17 protein-coding genes are annotated in these 19,480 nt (G+C 45.8%); 7 read left to right on the forward strand and 10 right to left on the reverse strand.

Annotated features, from left to right (window positions below; all coding sequences use genetic code 11):
- The 5 genes from ABIE50_RS03335 to ABIE50_RS03355 all read right to left on the reverse strand — a co-directional run bounded on the left by ABIE50_RS03335 (position 1) and on the right by ABIE50_RS03355 (position 5,697).
- Positions 1-807, reverse strand: coding sequence for a class I SAM-dependent methyltransferase (locus tag ABIE50_RS03335; protein ID WP_209855902.1), 807 nt, complete (start codon positions 805-807; stop codon positions 1-3).
- A 98-nt stretch (positions 808-905) separates the two neighbouring features.
- On the reverse strand, positions 906-2,186 hold the full coding sequence (locus ABIE50_RS03340; protein ID WP_260607384.1) for a M16 family metallopeptidase: 1,281 nt from the start codon (positions 2,184-2,186) through the stop codon (positions 906-908).
- A gap of 42 nt (positions 2,187-2,228) precedes the next feature.
- Positions 2,229-3,467, reverse strand: coding sequence for a M16 family metallopeptidase (locus ABIE50_RS03345; protein ID WP_142684506.1), 1,239 nt, complete (start codon positions 3,465-3,467; stop codon positions 2,229-2,231).
- A gap of 69 nt (positions 3,468-3,536) precedes the next feature.
- Positions 3,537-4,406: a retropepsin-like aspartic protease gene (locus ABIE50_RS03350; protein ID WP_209855899.1), complete on the reverse strand. Its 870-nt coding sequence runs from the start codon at positions 4,404-4,406 to the stop codon at positions 3,537-3,539.
- A 61-nt stretch (positions 4,407-4,467) separates the two neighbouring features.
- Positions 4,468-5,697, reverse strand: a complete 1,230-nt coding sequence (locus ABIE50_RS03355) for an aspartyl protease family protein (protein ID WP_260607383.1) — start codon at positions 5,695-5,697, stop codon at positions 4,468-4,470.
- Between the two features lie 134 nt (positions 5,698-5,831).
- On the opposite strand from ABIE50_RS03355, the gene mqnC reads away from it, so the two are divergent.
- The 3 genes from mqnC to ABIE50_RS03370 all read left to right on the forward strand — a co-directional run bounded on the left by mqnC (position 5,832) and on the right by ABIE50_RS03370 (position 8,441).
- Positions 5,832-6,956, forward strand: coding sequence for a cyclic dehypoxanthinyl futalosine synthase (gene mqnC / locus ABIE50_RS03360; RefSeq protein WP_209855896.1), 1,125 nt, complete (start codon positions 5,832-5,834; stop codon positions 6,954-6,956).
- A gap of 202 nt (positions 6,957-7,158) precedes the next feature.
- Positions 7,159-7,761, forward strand: a complete 603-nt coding sequence (locus tag ABIE50_RS03365; RefSeq protein WP_354027857.1) for a hypothetical protein — start codon at positions 7,159-7,161, stop codon at positions 7,759-7,761.
- A 137-nt stretch (positions 7,762-7,898) separates the two neighbouring features.
- Positions 7,899-8,441, forward strand: a complete 543-nt coding sequence (locus ABIE50_RS03370; protein ID WP_142684502.1) for a GNAT family N-acetyltransferase — start codon at positions 7,899-7,901, stop codon at positions 8,439-8,441.
- On the opposite strand, the gene ABIE50_RS03375 is transcribed toward ABIE50_RS03370, so the two are convergent.
- Together ABIE50_RS03375 and ABIE50_RS03380 are read right to left on the reverse strand one after the other, a co-directional pair.
- Positions 8,438-9,892 (reverse strand): amino acid permease, encoded by a 1,455-nt coding sequence (locus ABIE50_RS03375; RefSeq protein WP_209855880.1) that lies wholly within the window; start codon positions 9,890-9,892, stop codon positions 8,438-8,440. The genes ABIE50_RS03370 and ABIE50_RS03375 overlap by 4 nt on opposite strands.
- A 58-nt stretch (positions 9,893-9,950) precedes the next feature.
- Positions 9,951-10,844, reverse strand: a complete 894-nt coding sequence (locus ABIE50_RS03380; protein ID WP_142684500.1) for a hydroxypyruvate isomerase family protein — start codon at positions 10,842-10,844, stop codon at positions 9,951-9,953.
- A 214-nt stretch (positions 10,845-11,058) separates the two neighbouring features.
- Here ABIE50_RS03380 and ABIE50_RS03385 point away from each other — a divergent pair, with 214 nt between their 5' ends.
- Positions 11,059-11,340, forward strand: a complete 282-nt coding sequence (locus tag ABIE50_RS03385) for a hypothetical protein (RefSeq protein WP_142684499.1) — start codon at positions 11,059-11,061, stop codon at positions 11,338-11,340.
- Between the two features lie 72 nt (positions 11,341-11,412).
- Here ABIE50_RS03385 and ABIE50_RS03390 read toward each other — a convergent pair whose 3' ends face one another.
- Together ABIE50_RS03390 and ABIE50_RS03395 are read right to left on the reverse strand one after the other, a co-directional pair.
- On the reverse strand, positions 11,413-14,277 hold the full coding sequence (locus ABIE50_RS03390) for an outer membrane beta-barrel protein (protein WP_209855877.1): 2,865 nt from the start codon (positions 14,275-14,277) through the stop codon (positions 11,413-11,415).
- A 42-nt stretch (positions 14,278-14,319) separates the two neighbouring features.
- The gene (locus tag ABIE50_RS03395) at positions 14,320-15,102 is read right to left on the reverse strand and encodes a GLPGLI family protein (RefSeq protein ID WP_209855874.1); all 783 of its coding nucleotides are present in this window, start codon (positions 15,100-15,102) and stop codon (positions 14,320-14,322) included.
- Positions 15,103-15,296: 194 nt separating this feature from the next.
- Here ABIE50_RS03395 and ABIE50_RS03400 point away from each other — a divergent pair, with 194 nt between their 5' ends.
- Positions 15,297-16,736: a sensor histidine kinase gene (locus ABIE50_RS03400; protein WP_209855871.1), complete on the forward strand. Its 1,440-nt coding sequence runs from the start codon at positions 15,297-15,299 to the stop codon at positions 16,734-16,736.
- Positions 16,737-16,753: 17 nt separating this feature from the next.
- A complete protein-coding gene (locus tag ABIE50_RS03405) occupies positions 16,754-17,440 on the forward strand; it encodes a response regulator transcription factor (RefSeq protein ID WP_209855868.1) in 687 nt (228 codons plus the stop codon).
- Here ABIE50_RS03405 and ABIE50_RS03410 read toward each other — a convergent pair.
- A complete protein-coding gene (locus ABIE50_RS03410; RefSeq protein ID WP_209855866.1) occupies positions 17,437-18,273 on the reverse strand; it encodes a sensor histidine kinase in 837 nt (278 codons plus the stop codon). The two genes, ABIE50_RS03405 and ABIE50_RS03410, sit on opposite strands and share 4 nt — an antisense overlap.
- Before the next feature lie 102 nt (positions 18,274-18,375).
- Between ABIE50_RS03410 and pheS the strand changes: the two genes are divergently transcribed.
- Positions 18,376-19,404: a phenylalanine--tRNA ligase subunit alpha gene (gene pheS, locus ABIE50_RS03415; RefSeq protein ID WP_209855863.1), complete on the forward strand. Its 1,029-nt coding sequence runs from the start codon at positions 18,376-18,378 to the stop codon at positions 19,402-19,404.
- Positions 19,405-19,480 lie beyond the last annotated feature (76 nt).

Below are 19,480 nucleotides of genomic sequence, written 5' to 3' on the forward strand. Positions count from 1 at the left end.
TTATAACGGTTTGAAGAATTTAAATGCATATACCATTGGCAGCTTTCCTTCCATTCCCCGGATATAAAAGCGCCCGTTTTTTTCAATAGTGTTACTAAAACAATTATAGGGAGAAAAATCGACCTCCCGGAATATCTGCAGCTGCAGGCCCTGAGTAATTAAAGAGGAAACGATTTCACTCAACGGATGATTCCATGAATAGGACGCATGCCGGATGTTGCTTCCACCATCTGTATACGTGCCTTCTGTTTCCTCCACTATGGTTTGAGTGTTGAAATAGCTATAGATGATTTCTTTAAAATTATTATCAAACATCCAGATGGCAGGATGAAAATCCGCCATTACAAATGAGCCGCCGGGTTTCAGAAAATGATTCACTACAGCCGCCCACTTGTCGAGGTCCGGTAGCCAGCCAATGGTGCCATAAGAAGTAAATACCGTATCAAAAGTACCATCCACATGATCCGGTGTGCTGTAAAGATCGCAGCAAACGAAGCTGGCTTTTCCTTCAAGCCCCGACTGTTTGGTGAGTTCATTTGCAAGTGTAATAGCCGCATCTGAAAAGTCCACGCCTGTTACGACGGCCCCCATCCTGGCCAGTGATAAGGAGTCTTGCCCGAAATGACATTGCAGGTGAAGCACCCTTTTATCCTGCAGTGTTCCAAGCAAAGGTAACTCTATCTCTTTGAGCGAGTTTTTCCCGGCAAGAAATCCGGGGATATCGTAAAACTCAGAACCTGCATGAACGCCAGTACGCTGATTCCACAGTTCCTTATTGATAGTAATATAATCCGGTAAGGAATCCATTATAGTTGCGTTTAAATGTCGGGGATAATATAGGTTCTCCAAAAATAAAAGGTTCCCATTAATGGAAACCTTTTATTTTTTGTTAAAAACGTATTTTTTTAAATCACTACAAGCTCGTAAAAATCACCTGGTGTAAAATATTGCTGGGCCAGTTGCTGTAATTCTTCGGCTGTAATGGTTTTAATTGTTTTGATATTGTTATAGAAATAGCTTTCATCAAGATCGTTGAGAATAAGGTTTTTCCAGCGCTGGATCAATTGGAATGCACCATCCAGGTCGCCAAGGATAGAGCCGATCATATAATTGCGCACAAGATCCAGTTCTTCTTTTGGAACAGGTTCCTGCTGGAGACGCTGCAGTTCTTTATAAATTTCATCGATCGTTGCTTCGCAAACATCGCGGCCTGCCTCTGTTTGAATGTTCAGTGCACTGGTTTGCCGGAAGTTATATAACTGGGAATAGATACCATATGTGTAACCTTTCTCCTCCCGGATGTTGCTCATCAGGCGGGAACCGAAGTAGCCGCCAAAAATAGTGTTCAACACCAGCATCTTGGGAAAATCGGGATGGTAGCGGTTAGGAAAATGACGTGCAACGCGCACGGCGCCCTGTACACCGTTTTCATCATTAAAGATCCGGAATTTTTTTTCCTCAGCCGGTTGTATAGGCAGGTCAAGTTTTACCAGATGTGTTTCCCCATTCCATTTGGTGGTGCCAAAGTATTGGTTCAGCAGCTGGATCATGTTGGCCGGAAGGTTACCCGCTACAAAGATCTTACAGTTGTTGTAGGTATAATGTTTTTTATAAAAGGCCTGCAGGCCTTCGGATTGTAAGGCATCATACGCCATCATGGAGCTTACACGGCCATAAGGATGGAACTCGCCGAACAGGTATTTATCAATAAAGCGGTTGCCTACAAAGTCGCATTTGAGCAGGTTGACGGCCAGTTTTTGTTTCTGGTTCTGTTTATACAGGTTCAGTTCTTCTTCCGGAAATACCGGGTCGAGGATCACTTCCTGCAGCACCGGCAGCAGTACTTCCGTGTGTTTGGTAAGACAATGAAGCGTATAGGTGGCATTTTCATGGTATGCATTACGGTTAAGGTAAGCGCCATGATAATCTATGTTTTCGTTGATTTGCTGGGATGTGTGTTTACTGGTGCCATTTTTCATGAGAAAGTTGGTAGCAGTGGCTTCCAGGCTTTCGCTTTCATACCAGGTACCAGCGGGAAACACCAGTTCCAGCTGTAATGTTTCCTGTTCATCAGATTTCATTACATATACCGGAATGCCGTTGTCCAGTGTGTACTGTTCATACGGTTTCAGTTTTATATCGAAATCCACCGCATCTTTGATGGGAGGGGCAATCGTTCTGTTCATGATGTGTTATTTAAAGGGTGAGGGCTGGATGAAGCCACTGTGCTAGCTGGCAGCGTAATAGTAAATGGTATTTGAATTTTTTTCATCAAAAAGAAGTGCTGCTTCTTCATGGATGGCGGCAGCAGTTACTACCTCATAATTTTCAAATTCGCGGTTCATTAGTGCGGCATCGCCCAGCAGTTCATAAAAGGCCAGATTGTTGGCGCGGTTCAGTAAGCTCATGTCTTCGAAGGCCAGTAAACTTTCGACGCGGTTTTTTACTTTTTGCAATTCCCGTTCTGAGATAACCTCCTGTTGCAGTTTTTCGAGTTCCAGCTGGATCCCTTTTTCTGCATCTTTCATTTTAACACCTTTTACCAGCTTTCCTTCTATGGTTAGTAAGCCGGCGTCGAGGCTGCCAAAATGATAACACTCAATATTACTGAATAGTTTTTTTTCTTTTACCAGTACCTGGTGCAAACGGGAGGAACTGCCGCCGCCCAGGATGTCGGAGATCAGGTCGGCTGCATAGTAGCGTTTATCCGTACGGGCGTACATGTGATAGCATTTGTACAGTGCATCCAGCGGAACATTGGCTTTTACCTCCAGTTTGTGCGCTGCGGTCTGTGGCGGTTCCACCGGCAGGTTACGCTGATATTTTTCCCCTGAAGGGATATCGCCAAACCATTTTTCCGCAAGGGCTTTTACCTGGTCTACCGTAACGTTGCCGCCTACGGCAAGTATGGCGTTTACCGGGCGGTAATATTTAAAGAAAAATGCTTTTACATCTTCCAGCTTCGCATTCTCTATATGGGATAATTCCTTCCCGATGGTCATCCAGCGGTAGGGATGCGTAGTGTACGACAGCTCCCGCATTTTATGCCATACATCTCCATAAGGTTTATTGATATAATGTTCCTTAAATTCTTCCGACACCACTTTGCGTTGTACATCCAGGCTTTTTTCATCGAAGGCGAGGGAAAGCATACGGTCGCTTTCCAGCCAGAAGGCTGTTTCGATATTTTCTGCAGGTAGCTGGATGTAGTAATTGGTCAGGTCGCTGGTTGTGTAGGCATTATTTTCACCGCCGGCCATCTGTAAAGGTTCATCGTAAGAGGGTATATTGATGGATCCCCCAAACATGAGGTGCTCAAACAGGTGGGCAAAGCCCGTTTGTGCCGGGTTTTCATCTCTCGCTCCTACATCATAAAGTACATTTAATACCGCCATCGGCGTAGTATGGTCTTCGTGCACAATCACCCTCAGTCCGTTTGCCAGCGTAAACTTATTATAATGGATCATATCTTTTTATTGGTCAATACGGTAAAAATAGGGAATTACCGTAAGCTTTTAGCCCAAACCAGCAAAAAGCTACTCCAGGTACAGCTCCTTTTTGTCGTAATTAATGATAAGAGTATAGTCTTTCCAGATATCATAGCCAATGGAGCCGGCTACTTCGGTAAATACCCCGAGGTCATCGATGTCTTTGCTGTAGCTTACCGGTACATTGGGAATACTGCGGCCTCCCATTTCCAGTGAAGGCACGGAACTATTGATATAGTACAATACCTTCAGCATATCCTGTACGCGGTCTGTATTGATAGTGGGAAGCAGGGTATTGAGTTTGTATTTATCTACATAGGGCCAGTTAAAAAGGATACCATAGTCGCCACCGGTGGTAATATGATAATGACCGGGTAACCGGCGCCCATCCGGCAGCTGGATAGATGCATCAATCACAGGAGTGCTGAAGTTAAGCTGAAAATGCAGTAACCGGCCGGTATTTCCAATGGGTGTTTTCCCTGATTTATAAAGTACCAGTTGTTTGGAGCGGTAGTCTATTTTTACAATATACAGTTTCAGCAAGGCGATGCCTATGATCCCATCTACAGGGCCAAGTGTGCTGAGGTTTTCCAGGTATACTTTCAGGTACGGAATACGGAGCTCTTCCAGATAAATGGCATTGATGGTGGCCAGTTCTGTTTTAGCCATTGCATTGTTGGTGCCGGTTAGAAAGGCATTGCCGGCATTTTTCAGCTGTAATTTGGCGGCCGTATTGGTGTGCAATACAGTAACTTCCGCCCCGCTGTCAAAAATAAAATGAAGGGTATCTGCGCTTCCTGAAACAACTACCGGAATAACCACCTGCCGGTTGATAAGCTCAAAGGGAATAACGGCTACCGGTTTTGAATTATCTGTTACTGGTGCTGACGAGCCTCTGCGCTGGGCATGGGCAGGCATTAGGGCAAAGCTGTATAAGATGGTTACTGTCAATAAAAAGCGCCACATGACACAAATAACGTCAAAGAATACTTTTTATTGGCAATTTTTTAATGAGAAGTTCTTTATCACGGCTTATCAGGCAGGTGGCCCGGGTGCCTATATTTTTGAGCAGTTCGCGGAACAGCTGGAGGTTGGGGCCCAGGTTGTTGTTAATGCCCATGATAATATCGCCCGTGCGGAAGCCGGCCTTTTCAGCCGGCGATCCTTTGATGATATCGGTTACTTCTACCCTTCCGTCGATCAGGTAAATGATCAGGCCTGTGTAGGAATAGTCGAACATATCACGGAAATGCGTATTGGGCAGCATGTATATCTCCTTCTTGCTGTAATTGAGCGTTATGTTAAAACGGCGTAGCAAATCGTTCCCTATCATTCCGCCAAGAAAAGGATAAGCGGTAACGTTGCTTTTATCGTCAAACACGTAAGTCGGCACATTCCGGAAGCTGTAATTGCCGATCCGGAATTCATTTACGGTGGTGAGCGACATGGTCATTTTGCCGCCAAGGCCCTGGGCTTCCGTTTGTATGATCTTTTTGGCGCGGCGCCTTTTGCCCTGTAATACACTGCTATCGTTCACAAACTGGGAAGACAGTAACAGGCACATACCAGCGCCGGTATCGAAATAATAGCGGTTGGTGATGGTGCGCACGGCGTTTTTCAACGGGGCGGATATTAACGGAATCTGTGTGAGAGACGGCCGTAATAGCTGGCCTCCTTTGGGGTAAGTATATTTTCCTTTGGAGTAAATAATAATTTCTTCTGTATCATAGTCGATCGTAACAATATACCGGCTCAGTAAACTGTATCCGATGATGCCATCTACCTGGATGCCGTACACCTGGCTGATCAGTTCATAGTCGTTGATATGAAAATCAAGACTATCAACCTTTAGGCCGGGGAGCTTCAGGGAATGGTGCCGTGCAAAGGAAACGGGTTTGGAGCTGCCGAGCCCTTTGATGATCCGGTCGGAAGGTTCCATGGCTATGCCCAATCTGAGACAGGTGGTTGTATCCAATGAAATGCCTGCACTGCCGGTATCGAGGATAAACTGAAGGGTATCGGGGTAATTGCTTACCAGTGCCTGCACAACTACTACTCCCCCATAGTATTGCTTAAAGTGGAAGCGGGTGATCAGCATAGCTTCGCGAGTACTATCGTTATCGAACGTGGCATTTCCGGCTTTAGTGCTCATTGATGTACCGGCGGCTGCCAGAAGCAGCATGAAGCGTAACAGAATTGGTTTAAGCATACGTGGTTGATGCAGGGAATGTGTATTGCTATAAATTTAACATTAAATAGTGTTCGTATAAAATATTTTTATTACAGGCGGTAATTGCCTAAATACTACCTTTGTTAAAGTTATTCAGGGTTAGAAAAATGCATATGGAACTTCAGGATTTATACAAAAAGGCGCAGAACTTTGAGTTTCTGACAGCAGCAGAGGGCGTTTACCTGTTTGAAAATGCTCCGCTGGCCGAATTAATGGAAATAGCCAATGAGTTACGCAAGCAGCAGGTTCCGCACGGAAAGGTAACCTGGCAGATAGATAGGAACGTTAATACCACCAATGTATGTACGGCGAACTGTAAGTTTTGTAATTTTTATCGTATTCCCGGCCACAAGGAGGCCTATATTACACCTATCGAAGAGTACAAAAGGAAGATCGATGAAACTCTTAAGTATGGCGGTGATCAGCTGCTGTTACAGGGTGGGCATCACCCGGAACTGGGCCTCAGCTTTTATGTAGATCTCTTCAAACAGCTGAAGCAGCTATATCCCGAGTTAAGATTACACACACTCGGCCCCCCCGAAGTGGCACATATTACCAAGCTGGAAAAAAGTACGCATATAGAAGTGCTTCGCGCGCTGCAGGAAGCGGGAATGGACAGTCTTCCCGGCGCCGGTGCAGAGATACTGAACGACCGTGTACGCCGTCTTATCTCCAAAGGTAAATGCGGCGCTCAGGAATGGCTGGATGTAATGCGCGCAGCACATAAGCTGAACATTGCTTCTTCCGCTACCATGATGTTCGGCCACGTGGAAACAGTACTGGAGCGGTTTGAGCACCTGGTAGACATCAGGCAGGTGCAAAGCGAAAAACCGGAAGGGCATTACGGGTTCACCGCTTTCATTCCCTGGACCTTCCAGGACGTAGATACCCTGCTGGCAAGGATCCGTGGCGTGCATAACATGACCACGGCTGAAGAATATATCCGCATGATTGCCATGAGCCGCATCATGTTGCCGAACATTAAAAATATCCAGGCATCCTGGTTAACCGTGGGTAAGCAGGTGGCGCAGCTTTGCCTGCATGCCGGCGCTAACGATTTTGGTTCTATCATGATCGAAGAAAACGTGGTAAGTGCCGCCGGAGCCCCTCACCGGTTTACCTACCTGTCTATGCAGGAGGCTATCCGTGAAGCTGGCTTTGAACCACAATTACGTACACAACTGTACAAATTCAGGGAGCTGCCTGCAGCTATAGAAGAGCAGGTAATCAATTACTGATAGGAAACATTTATACTTAAAGGCATGCCCGCAACGGCATGCCTTTTTTATTGTGTGTAAGTTATTCATTAGCAAATTATTAACAAGTCTCAAAGAATTGTTAAAACTATCATGTGCATGTTACAAATTGCCCGGTTCTACGTCTAACAGATACAAACCAATAAAAACTAAAGGAGGGAATATGAAAAAGCTGGGTCTTATCATGGCAGGATTTGCAATCATAGCCATGGCAGCCTGCTCAAGCACCAAAGTAACGTCTTCCTGGCGTTCAAATGATGCACAGCAACTGCAAAAGGATAACAAAATAATGGTAATGGCGCTGGTACCTCAGAAAGACCGTACACTGCGCAGCCAGATGGAAAATTATACTGTAACGGAACTGAGGAAAAAAGGGTATAATGCTGTATCCGCACTGCAAACCTATGGTCCCAACGACATGGCTAAAATGACAGAAAAGCAGGTGTTGAAGCAGTTACAGGGCAGTGATGTAAACCAGATCATGACCATTGTAATGCTGGATAAAGGCAGGGAAAGAAACTTTGTTCCCAATTATTCGCCCTACGGTTATTATGGCTTCTGGCCTTATTACTCAATGTGGTCATCCCGGATGTATGCTCCCGGATACTATACCTATAACACCAAATATCAATGGGAAGCCAACCTGTATGATATGAAGAGCGGACAAATGCTGTACTCTGTGCAGTCACAGTCTTTCGACCCGCCAACAACGGAAAGAATGGCCGTATTATATGCTCAGCAGGTAGTAAGAGATATGGCAAAGCAACAGTTGTTAGCGAAACAGTAAATGGTAATAAGTAGAGAATAAACAGCCGCTGGCTCTTAGTTCCATATAACAGGACTAAAGGTCAGCGGCTATTTACTGCGCGCAAATTGGATTTTACAGGAAATCGGTGTAAGTTTAGCACCCTTTTAAATCCAGTTATGTTCGAAATAACCGTTAATGAAGATATATACCTACGGCAATTACAGGCCCCGGATGCCCCATTGGTATATAAACAGCTGGATGTATCACGTAAAAGTCTGCGCAGGTTTTTACCCTGGGTAGATTACAATACCAATGAAGAGCACTCTCTTCGTTTTATAGAACTGATGTTACGCAAAGCCGAGGAACAGGAAGCTATTGCATTGGGCGTATGGTATAAAAACCAGTTTTGCGGAGTGATTGACCTGCATGGGTGGGACCACCAGTTGCAGAAAGCAGAAATAGGCTATTGGATAGGAGAAGAATTCCAGCGGAAAGGCATCGCTACCGCCGCATGCAAAGGGCTTATTTCCTTTGCCTTTAAAAAGCTGTACCTGAATAAAATAGAGATCCGCTTTGTGCTGCAGAACGAGCGTAGCGGGCAAATCCCGATTAAGCTGGGATTTGCCAGGGAAGGTACTTTACGACACAGTGCCAAACTGCACGGGCAATATGTGGATATGGTGGTGATGGGGGTATTGCGGCAGGACTGGAAATATTAACTTTTCAGCTGGTTGCGCACTTTACTGTGTTGCTTACCATAAAGTTCATAGATCACCATACCTATTGCCATCCATACAATAAGACGTAGCCAGGTGTCCCAGGGCAGGAAGGCCATCATAACAGCACAGGTTAAAATACCCATGATGGGCACAAATGGTACCCATGGCGTTTTAAATGCCCGCGGAGCATCCGGCATAGCATACCGCATGATCCAAACCCCAGCGCATACAATTACAAACGCCAGCAGTGTACCAATGCTGGTCATCTCCCCCACTACTCTTATAGGCACCAGTGCAGCAAATAAGCTTACAAACACACAGAAAAGTATATTCGATTTCCAGGGAGTACGGTAACGGGGATGAACATCAGAAAAAATCTTTGGCAGTAATCCATCTTTAGACATACTGTAAAACACCCTCGATTGTCCCCACAGATCTACCAGGATCACGGAAGTATATCCTACAATGATAGCCAGTATAATCATTTGGCCGAGCCATTTGTAGGGCGTATGTGCGATGGCGATGGCCACAGGAGCCGCACTGTTTTTGAATTCTTTATAAGGCGCCAGGCCTGTGAGCACATGTGAAAACAGGATGAAAAGGACCGTGCAAACAGCCAGCGATCCAAGTATGCCTATGGGCATATTACGCCGTGGGTTTTTGGTTTCCTGGGCGGCGGTGCTCACAATATCAAAGCCGAGGTACACAAAGAAGATAACGCCGGCTCCGCGCAGAATGCCCGATATGCCATATTCGCCGAAATTGCCCGTGTTTTTAGGGATGTAAGGGGTAAGATTGGCCGGCTGTATATACTTCCAGCCAAGAGCAATAAAAACAAGCACTACGCCCACTTTGAGCGACACTACCACTGCATTCCATATGGCAGAACCTTTGGTGCCCCGCATCAGGATGGCCGACATCAGTATGATTACCAGTGCGGCGGGAAGATTGAAATAGCCGTGCGTTGTTACGCCATTGGCCAGGGTGATGGTTTCAAAGGGAGAATGTGAAAACTGTGCGGGGATGTATATTTTGTAACCTGCAAGGAACGCCACCAGGTAGTTGGACCAGCTAATGGCCACTGTGGCGGCGCCTACAGAGAACTCAAGTACCAGGTCCCACCCTATGATCCAGGCCAGCCGCTCGCCCATAGTTGTATAGGCGTAAGTGTATGCACTCCCCGCTACCGGGATCATAGATGCAAATTCAGCATAGCAAAGGCCGGCAAAGGCGCAGCCAACACCAGCCACTACGAAAGAAAGGGTAACTGCCGGCCCGGCGTTATTACCGGCTGCGGGCCCTGTAAGGGAAAACAGCCCCGCACCGATAATAACACCCAGGCCCAGCATCAGCAGCTGAAAGCCATTCAGTGTACGTTTGAGGGTATCTTTGTTTTCACTGGCCGACTCGCTGAGCAGCCATGATAAAGGCTTTTTATAATATTGATTCATATTGTATACCCTACTGTTTTAGTAGACTGGTCCGCGAAAGTAGGATATATTTATGAATTTAAGCGAGATCGCAGATGCTTATGGCCTGGCGAAGAGATGCGATCTGGTCTTTATGAGCCGGAATAAACTCCTGTGCCACATGTCCTTTAAAGCCGGTTTCGTAGATCGCTTTCATTATAGCCGGGTAGTACAGCTCCTGGGTTTCGTCAATTTCATGACGGCCTGGTACGCCGCCGGTATGGTAATGCGCAATATATTCGTGGTATTCGCGGATGTTGCTGATTACATCCCCTTCCATGATCTGCATGTGGTAAATATCATATAGCAGCTTAAAATTTGGAGAACCAACTGATTTACAGAGCTCTACGCCCCAGGCAGTATGATCGCACTGGTAGTCGTGGTGGTTTACTTTACTGTTCAGCAGCTCCATTACCAGGGTTACTTTTTTCTTCTCGGCATAGCCAACCACCCTTTGCAGGCCCTTGGTACAGTTTTCAATACCTTCCTGGTCGCTCATACCTTCACGGTTACCCGAAAAACAGATCAGGTTAGTGAAACCGGCTTTCGCAGTTTCATCTATATAATGTTTAAAATACTCTTCCAGTTTATCGTGGTGGGCTACTTTGTTAAACCCTTTGGTGATACCCCAATCCGGCCCATTACTGGCCACCATGGCGGTGATCATGTCATTCTTCTTCAGGATGTCGAAGTCCTTCGGATCAACAAGGTCTATGGAGTTAATGCCTATCTTTTTGGCGGCCTTGCACAATTCATCCAGTGGTATATTGTAACACCAGGCGCATACCGAGTGGTTGATTTTTCCTTTCAGTTTTTCGTCTACTGCCTGGTCGTGGGCAGATACCCTGTTGGAAAGGGATGATAACGCAGTGGATGCTAATGCCATAGTGGCCACTTTTTTAATCATATCGCGGCGTGAATTTTCCTGATGCATAAAAAGGTTTGCTTTAAAACTGCCATCAATGTAGTCGAAATTATGCGTACTTACAAGCGTGGTACTCCTTTTAGGGGCAAAAATAACGTGGAAATACGCATTTTATTTTTCCAGTAAAACCAACCGCACTCATCCCGCGTTAATATTGTAGATTGCAGTTAGTTTCGAAATTTGGTAAGTAATTTGTTTATGTATTGAAAAGCGGAGGTTGAAAATGGAAAAAAAATATACTCCCAGTTTGTGGATCTGTATCCTGATGGATGTTTTGGGCTGCGCCAGTTATGCAGTGCCGGTATTAGGAGACGTAAGCGATTTTATCTGGGCCCCCATTTCTGCTATTATTTTCTATCGCATGTTTGGCGGCACCATTGGTACTTTCGGCAGTGTTTTTAACTTCATGGAAGAGCTGTTCCCGGGAACCGACTTTATCCCCACTTTTACCCTCTCCTGGATCCTGAAGCGGGTAAGGGCTCCCAGAAGATCAATGTCTATTTAAATAATTCACTGATAAAAAAAGGGGTTATTAATCTGTGATGATTAATAACCCCTTTTTATTATGAATGATTAACTAGAATCCTCTTGGTCTCATTCCTCCACGACCGCCTCCCGGTGGGAATCCCATGCGGTTGCCTCTTTCGCCCCTGCCTGTATTGCCACCAAACTTGTTCAGGAAATAGGTGAAGCTTACCATGAAGTATTGCTGCAACACATTGCTCTGAACATCCTGGATGTAGTTGTCTGCTACGGTGCGGGATACACTGATATATTGTCTCAGCAGATCAAATCCCTGCACCTTGATCATCCCCTGCTTTTTAGGAAATACATACTTTGAAATGTTGGCGTTCCACATGGTGGAGGAAAGGTTATACCCTGCCTGCCTGCCCCGGTTCATGGTACAGGTGATATCGCTGCCTATCATGAAACCCAGTGGCAGATTAATGTTGAAGTCTGTATTGATGTTATAATCCAGATAACGGGTATCGCTTGCACCGGCGCTTGCCTGTGAATAATTGGTGGCGTTGTAGTTGATGCTGCCACCCAGTGAAATATCAAAAAGCTCTTTGTACATATAGCTCACGTTGGCCGATTGCGACAGCTGAAATGTATTGGTGCTGCTGTTTCTGCCATTGCTTACAATCACATCTTTACTGTAACCCACAGAAGTTCCGGTGTTCAGGTTTTGTCCTGGTGTTTTAGACAAAGGGATGGAGTTATGCACCATACCAGATACATTGAAATTGCCGTTCACATTTACCGGCTTTACGGTTTGTTTACCGGTTTCAGGATCCAGTGTGGTGGCATTGATAATTTTATTTACTGTGTACCCACCGTTTAAGCGGGCAAACAGTCCCCTGAAAGTGATATTGTTAAACGAGTTGTAATTAACGCTCAGGTTGTTGTTGAACGACGGTTTCAGGTCGGGATTACCTAATTGAATATACAGCGGGTTACTGTTGTCGGGAACCGGCGCCAGTTGCTGTACAGAGGGTTGCTGGGTGCTTCCGTTATAGTTTACCCGTAACCGTTTGTTCTTTGAAAATGTGTAATTGAAAGATGCCTGCGGAGAGAAGTTAACCGTGTGTTGTGTGATCAAACTGTCTTTCCCCGTGAGGAAGGAATGGGTGTTGTTGTCCAGGTTATTGAACAATACATTCAACCCGATGGAGTAATCGTACTTCAGTTTATTGGTACGTATGGCAAAGCCGGCCTGCTGGTTCAATGTGCTGTTGGTAAAAGCATTACTCAGCGAGTCGTTCATGATATTATACTCTCCTTTCCCATCATCGTAATCGTAGGTGTATTTAGTGCTGTTGCTGTTGTATTTGGTGATGCCATAATTGGCTTCCAGGAAACGATCCCTGCCCAGCGGTTCTGTATAAGTAAGGTTCACACCTTCGTTACGGCTGTTGGTGTTTATCTGGTTACGCTGATTAAAGTTAACGAGGCTATCAACAGAAACGTAGTTAATGCTGGACTTTACATAATTCTCCTGGTCGTTATCACTGTTGTTGTAATTGAAATTAACGCTGAGTGTGCGGCCTGGTTTTCTGAACCGTTTGCGGAACAACAGGGAGCCGCCATAGTTTTCATTATGGCCCTGACCATCGTTATAGGTAAGTCCCCTGTTCAGTGTATCCTTATTGGTATTCAACGACAGGTTATCTGTAACGCTGTAGCTGTTGCCGTTTGTAAGGGAATATGTCGGGGAAAATATCAATGAATGAAGGGAGTCGATTGTATATTCCACCCTGGCAGAAAAGCGGTTGTTGCTGTTGTCTGTTTGTGAAGTGGAATTGGTGTTATCGTAGTTGGTAGTGGCGTTACCTTGTTTATCGGTACTGAATGTTTGCTTCGCTGTTTTTTGTTCTATGTTGTTTTTGGTATCATTGAAGAAGTAGCTGCCATTGACGATCAGGTTTTTGCTGAAGTCCTGGTTGAAATTGAGACCGGTGTTCCAGTTACGGGTGATACCGCTGTTGTTGCCTCCGCCAAGGGCCATTTGCATACCGCGTCCGCCCCCGCCACGTCCTCCGCCTCTTCCGCCGCCGGCAGAGCTGAAGCTCATGGCATCCTGTTGGGTATAGCCCATATTGTTAACATTATTACCTCCGCCAAGCAACGACATTTGCTGGTTTTCCCGGAAGCGGTTTAAACTGAGGGACACGCCATAGCGATCGTCTGTACCATAGCCGGCAGTGGCGCGGCCAAACAGCCCTTTCTTCTTATCTTTTTTAATAGTGATGTTGATCGTTTTTTCTGTTTGTCCGTCGTCGATCTGCGTAAACTGTGCCTGGTCTGATTTGCGGTCTATCAGCTGTACTTTGTCAATAATATTTGCAGGAAGATTTTTGGTAGCCAGTTTGGGATCGTTGCCAAAAAAGGGTTTGCCATCTACCAATACCCGGGTAACAGTTTCTCCCTGGGCGGTAATAGCGCCGTCCTTATCTACCGTAACACCGGGAAGTTTCTTCAAAAGGTCTTCCACTACTGCGTTTTCACGGGTTTTAAAAGCATCGGCATTAAATTCAAGGGTATCTTTTTTTACTACAATGGGGGGCTTTTCATCCAGTATCTCCACGGCATTGAGGTTTACTCCTTTGAGCACCATCGGGATGTTGCCGAGGGATAATTCCTTATGATCCTGGTTGATCTGTAATGATCTGTTGATGGGTTTATAGCCCAGGAAACTTACATACAGCCGGTATGCGCCGTCCGCTACATTGGCCAGTTCAAAGTTGCCTTTATTGTCTGTCATGGTGGTAGTGGCAACGCTGGAATCCTTTGCATTCAGCAGCACTACCGTGGCAGCGGGCATGGGGTCCCTGGAGGTTGAGTCAGTCAGTTGGCCTTTAATCTTTCCTTGTTGGGCCTGGGCCTGCACATGTATAATGCCCAAACCCAGTACCATCAAGAGTTGTATAAGTATCTTCATAATAGAAATTAACAGGAAGGGGAAAGTTAGGATGAAATTTATTTATTGTTGTTGCCGCTTACGTAATTTCTCCATTTCCTGTTTCCTGATTTCCCTCATTTGTTCCTGGCTTACTTTTTCTGCACCGGCAGGTAAGGCAAGATCCGTATCTGTTATAGCTTTCAGGCTAACGCTTTTAGCGGTGAAAGCGCGTCTGCTGCCTTCGGCAGAAAGCACTACGGCGTTACTGTCGGGTAATAATCCGTTCACCGGGGAGAAACTGAACGGCAGTTCGGTGGTATACCAAACGGTGTAGGTATCGTCTTTCAGCTGTATGGTGGCCTTTTTGCAGGTATACCCGGCTATCTTTTTGGTTTTGTCAGACGATTTGTTATTAGCGGTAAAGATATAGTCTTCTTCCGTGTAATAAGTTTTCTTATCATCGCCGAAGGTGCTGAACACCTGCTCATACTTTTTATTGGCGAGATCTACATACTGTGCGTTGAAGCCTCCGCCGCGTCCCATTCCCATGCCTCCTGGCCGTGGTCCGCGCCGGGCCGAGGTATCTCCTTCGGGGCGTTGTCTTCTGCCGCCGAACCCGCCGCCTTCCGGTCGTTCCGTGGTGAGCTTGCCGATGTTGTTATTAAAGGTAAATACCTGCTTAAAGGTGATAACATCCGGGATTTCGGGTGCATCATCACCGCCCCGCTGGAAACCGCGCATCCGTTCCGGGTCTGTTTTAGCAGTTACTTCATATTCTATAATACCTGATTGTTGAGCAAATACCGGGGTGGTGGCAGCCAGCAGCGTAGCTGCTGCAATGAATAAACGGATAGTTCGATGCATACCTGATTGATTTTATTAGCACAAAAGTGGACCTTCGTTTTCATTTTTTCGGTTAAAAACCTTTATTTACTGTTATTTACTGTTAAGGGCTGTCTGTAAGCGTTAATATTCCTTATTTACTGTTAATTACTGTTAAGGGATTGTCTTGTTTTCCCTGCGGAATGGATAGTTTTGTAAGGATCTTAAAATCTTTCATGCGACAAAGAATCAGAAATATTCTCATCCTCATGTCTGTCTGTATACTGGGCATATTTCTGTTCCAGGGATACTGGCTGTATAATTCTTACAAATTAAGGGAAGAGCAGTTTAATAAAGAGATCAATGAATCGCTCCGGATGGCAGTATTCAATAAACAGTTTTCTGATGTACGCCGCTATATCCGCTATTTTGGAAAGGATAAAGACTCACTGAAGCTGCCTATGCGCGGACTGGCCAACCAGCTGGAAGAAATCGGGATGCCCAGGGGCCGTCATTTCAAAAGCCAGCGCTTCGACCGTTACCCCGGCCCTCCTCCTACAGAAGCTACCCCGGGCGACTCACCCAGCACGGTATATGTGGATACACTGGCCAGGCAGATCTCTGAATTCCTCATTACCAGCAACTTACATAACGATAGTACCAATCTTAAAAAACTGGACTCTGTATTCAAAGTGGAGCTGGCCAACCGGCAAATTGCCACGCCTTATGAACTGGATACCTTCCACCTGAACTATAGCGGCTTTGAAAGAGAAACATTCAGGGACAGTATCCGGCGCAGAGAGCCCAGGCAAACAGCCAAGATCCCTTTTAATCCTGCCAGTAACCTGTTTGTACAGGCCAGCTTCGATTCTCCCCTGCAGTTTATTTTACAGAAGATGATCTGGACCCTGCTCAGCTCACTGGTATTGCTGGTACTTACTACCCTCAGTTTTATATACATGCTCAGAACCATTCTGAAACAGAAAAAGCTGTCGGAAGTAAAGAATGATTTCATCAACAATATGACGCATGAGCTGAAAACGCCTATTGCCACGGTATCTGCAGCGGTGGAGGCATTACAGAATTTCAATGCCCTGAACGATCAGCGTAAAACACAAACCTATCTCGACATCTCAAAGAATGAGCTGCAGCGCTTGTCCGACCTCGTGGAGAAAGTATTGCATATTGCTGCCGAAGAGAAAGAAGATATAGAACTGTTCCGCGAAGAAACAGACCTGAATGAAGTAATTGACAACATACTTTCCAATCACCAGCTGAAAGCCGGAAAACAGCTCCAGGTCCGATATGATAATAACCTGGCAGGTAAAATGGTGTACGTGGATAAAACCCATTTAGCCAATGCTGTCAACAACCTGGTGGATAATGCCATTAAATATTCAGGGGAAAATGTACAATTATACCTGCAAACCAGCCTGGAAAATGGTATCTTAAAGATCAGGGTGAAGGACAATGGTATTGGTATTCCTAAGGTATACCAGAGTAATATTTTTGATAAATTCTTCAGAGTGCCCACCGGTAACCTGCATAATGTAAAGGGGTTTGGCCTGGGATTAAGTTATGTGCAGAAAATAGTGGCTATGCATAGCGGCTCCATCCATGTGCAAAGTGAGCCTGATAAAGGCAGTGAATTTACGATTATCATCCCTTCTGCTTAACCATATAAAAGAGATTTATGCCCAAAGTATTATTGATAGAAGATGAGGTACAGCTCGGACAAATCGTGAAAGACAGCCTTGAAATGAGGGGGTTCGAAATGTTGTATGCAGCCGATGGTAAAGAAGGACTGCGTATATATCAGCAGGAACGCCCTGATGTGGTGGTGTTGGACATCATGATGCCTAATATGGATGGCTTTTCTGTGACCGCGGAGATCCGTAAGCAGGATAAATTCACCCCCATTATTTTCCTGACTGCCAAGTCGCAAACGGCCGATGTGGTGAAAGGGTTTGAACTGGGCGGAAACGATTACCTGAAAAAGCCCTTCAGTATGGATGAGCTGATAGTGCGTATTACAGCACTGCTGAAACGCTTTGGCGACAATCCCGGCGCCCGCCAGATGGAAGAAGGCGCAGTGACCATTGGCCAGTACATCTTTAACTATACCAAGCAAACCCTTGCCAGGAATAATTCCATTGAATTCCTGTCGCACCGCGAAGCTGCTATTTTACGCCGTTTATACGACAACAAGAATGAAGTGATGGAGCGTAAAGCTGTGTTACTGGATCTTTGGGGAGATGATAACTTTTTTAATGCCCGCAGTATGGACGTATTTATTACTAAGCTTCGCCGGTACCTGAAAGATGACTCCCGTGTTCAGATCGTAAATATCCGGGGGGTGGGATATAAGCTGATCTTTTAATGGTTCATTGCCGGGTCGGATTCGAAGGTGATGCATACCCGGGTGCCTTCCACGGTATTTCCTGCGCCAGGCAGATCGGAGATTTCAATATTGAATTGTTTATGGTACATGTCGCGGTAAAGGGTGGCCCTTTCCATGCATATTTCCATGCCCCTGGAGTGATGGTTGCCGCTTTTCAACCCGTCATGATGATATTGCAGGGCCTGCACTCTTCCTATGCCGTTGTCTGTTATTTCGCAGGTATATACGTTAGGCGCCAGCTGTATCCACTGAACCTGTAAGTGCCGGTTTTTATCCTTATGCATCAGCCCATGCCAGATGGCATTTTCCACGAATGGCTGTACCAGCATACAGGGTACATACAGCTGCGTTGCAGCGATCCTGGGATCGATAAAGAGCGTATACTCAAACCCGTTATTGGTGCGTAATTGTTCCAGTTTCAGGTAAAGTTCCAGCATGTCCGTTTCTTCCTGTAACGGGATAAAATTCTTATCTGCCAACATTAATACTTTTCTCAGCAAGCCGGCAAACCGGGCAATATATTCCTGTGCCAGAGCGGTTTCTCCCATCATTAGCGTGGTATAGATACCGTTGAGGCAATTGAACTGGAAATGAGGGTTTACCTGCGACTTCAGATTTACGAGCTTAAGCTCTGTCAGCTGCTGGCTTAAAAGATGGGTTGCTTCTTCCTGTTGGTGGTTGTTCCGGATCAAAGCTTCGCTACTGCCTTTGAGAAGAAGGTAACGGGAACGGTAATGGAGGGAGAGGAGAAAAAGAATGATAATGCCGGCTGCAGCCAGTAACAGCATAACAGTGTTTATAGTGACAGGCATAACCCTCTTGATTTGCTCACGAAAATATACGTCATTTCCGGCAAAAAAGGAGCAGGGGGGAAACCTCGCCAGTTTACGCCTAAACGCTTATCTTTGTTGTTTATGGAACAGTTAGTACAGCAAATAGCAGCCTACAAAGAAGAAATAGCGGCTTTTATGCCTGCCGGCGCAGCGGATCTGGAACAGTACCGCATAAAATTCCTGGGTACAAAAGGTATTGTGAAAGCTCTTTTCGGGGAGATGAAACAGGTACCAAACGACCGTAAGAAAGAGTTTGGCCAGATATTAAACGAATTTAAGCAACTCGCAGAGGCCCGCTATGAGCAGTTCAGTGACCTGAAAGAAGCTGATGGCGCCGATGCCGGCGATATAGATTATACTTTGCCGGCAGCTCCTCACCGCCTGGGCACCAGGCATCCTATCAGCCTGGTAAGGAATAAGATCATCCGCATTTTTGAGCGGCTGGGCTTTACCATTGCCGAGGGCCCGGAAATTGAGGACGATTGGCACAACTTCTCTGCGTTGAACCTGCCGGAAAACCATCCGGCCCGTGATATGCAGGATACGTTCTTTATCAGTAAGAATCCCGACTGGCTGCTGCGTACCCAAACTTCTTCCGCCCAGGTAAGGGTAATGGAAGAGGGCAAATTGCCTATCCGCATTATCAGCCCGGGAAGGGTATATCGTAACGAAACCATCTCCGCCCGCGCGCACTGCTTCTTCCACCAGGTAGAGGGATTGTATATAGACGAGAATGTTTCTTTTGCAGATCTCAAACAAACACTGTATCACTTTGTTCAGGAAATGTTTGGCGAAAACACCGGTATCCGTTTCCGCCCTTCTTATTTCCCATTCACGGAGCCAAGCGCAGAAATGGATATTGTATGCTTTATCTGCGGTGGTACCGGTTGTAACGTATGTAAACAAACCGGCTGGGTGGAAATCCTCGGTTGCGGAATGGTACATCCAAAGGTACTGGCCAACTGTGGGATAGATCCTGAAAAATATTCCGGCTTTGCTTTCGGGATGGGGATAGAAAGGATCACCATGCTGAAATACCAGATCAAAGACCTGCGCCTGTTTTCTGAGAATGACACCCGTTTCCTGGAGCAGTTTGAAGGGGCAGTATAAATATTATTACCAGGCTATTTGGATTTCACATAAATGCAGCGGAATTTCTCCGCTGCATTTATGTGAAATCCGGATG

This window comes from Chitinophaga sp. OAE865, from assembly GCF_040546735.1.
GTDB classification, from domain to species: Bacteria; Bacteroidota; Bacteroidia; order Chitinophagales; family Chitinophagaceae; genus Chitinophaga; species Chitinophaga polysaccharea_A.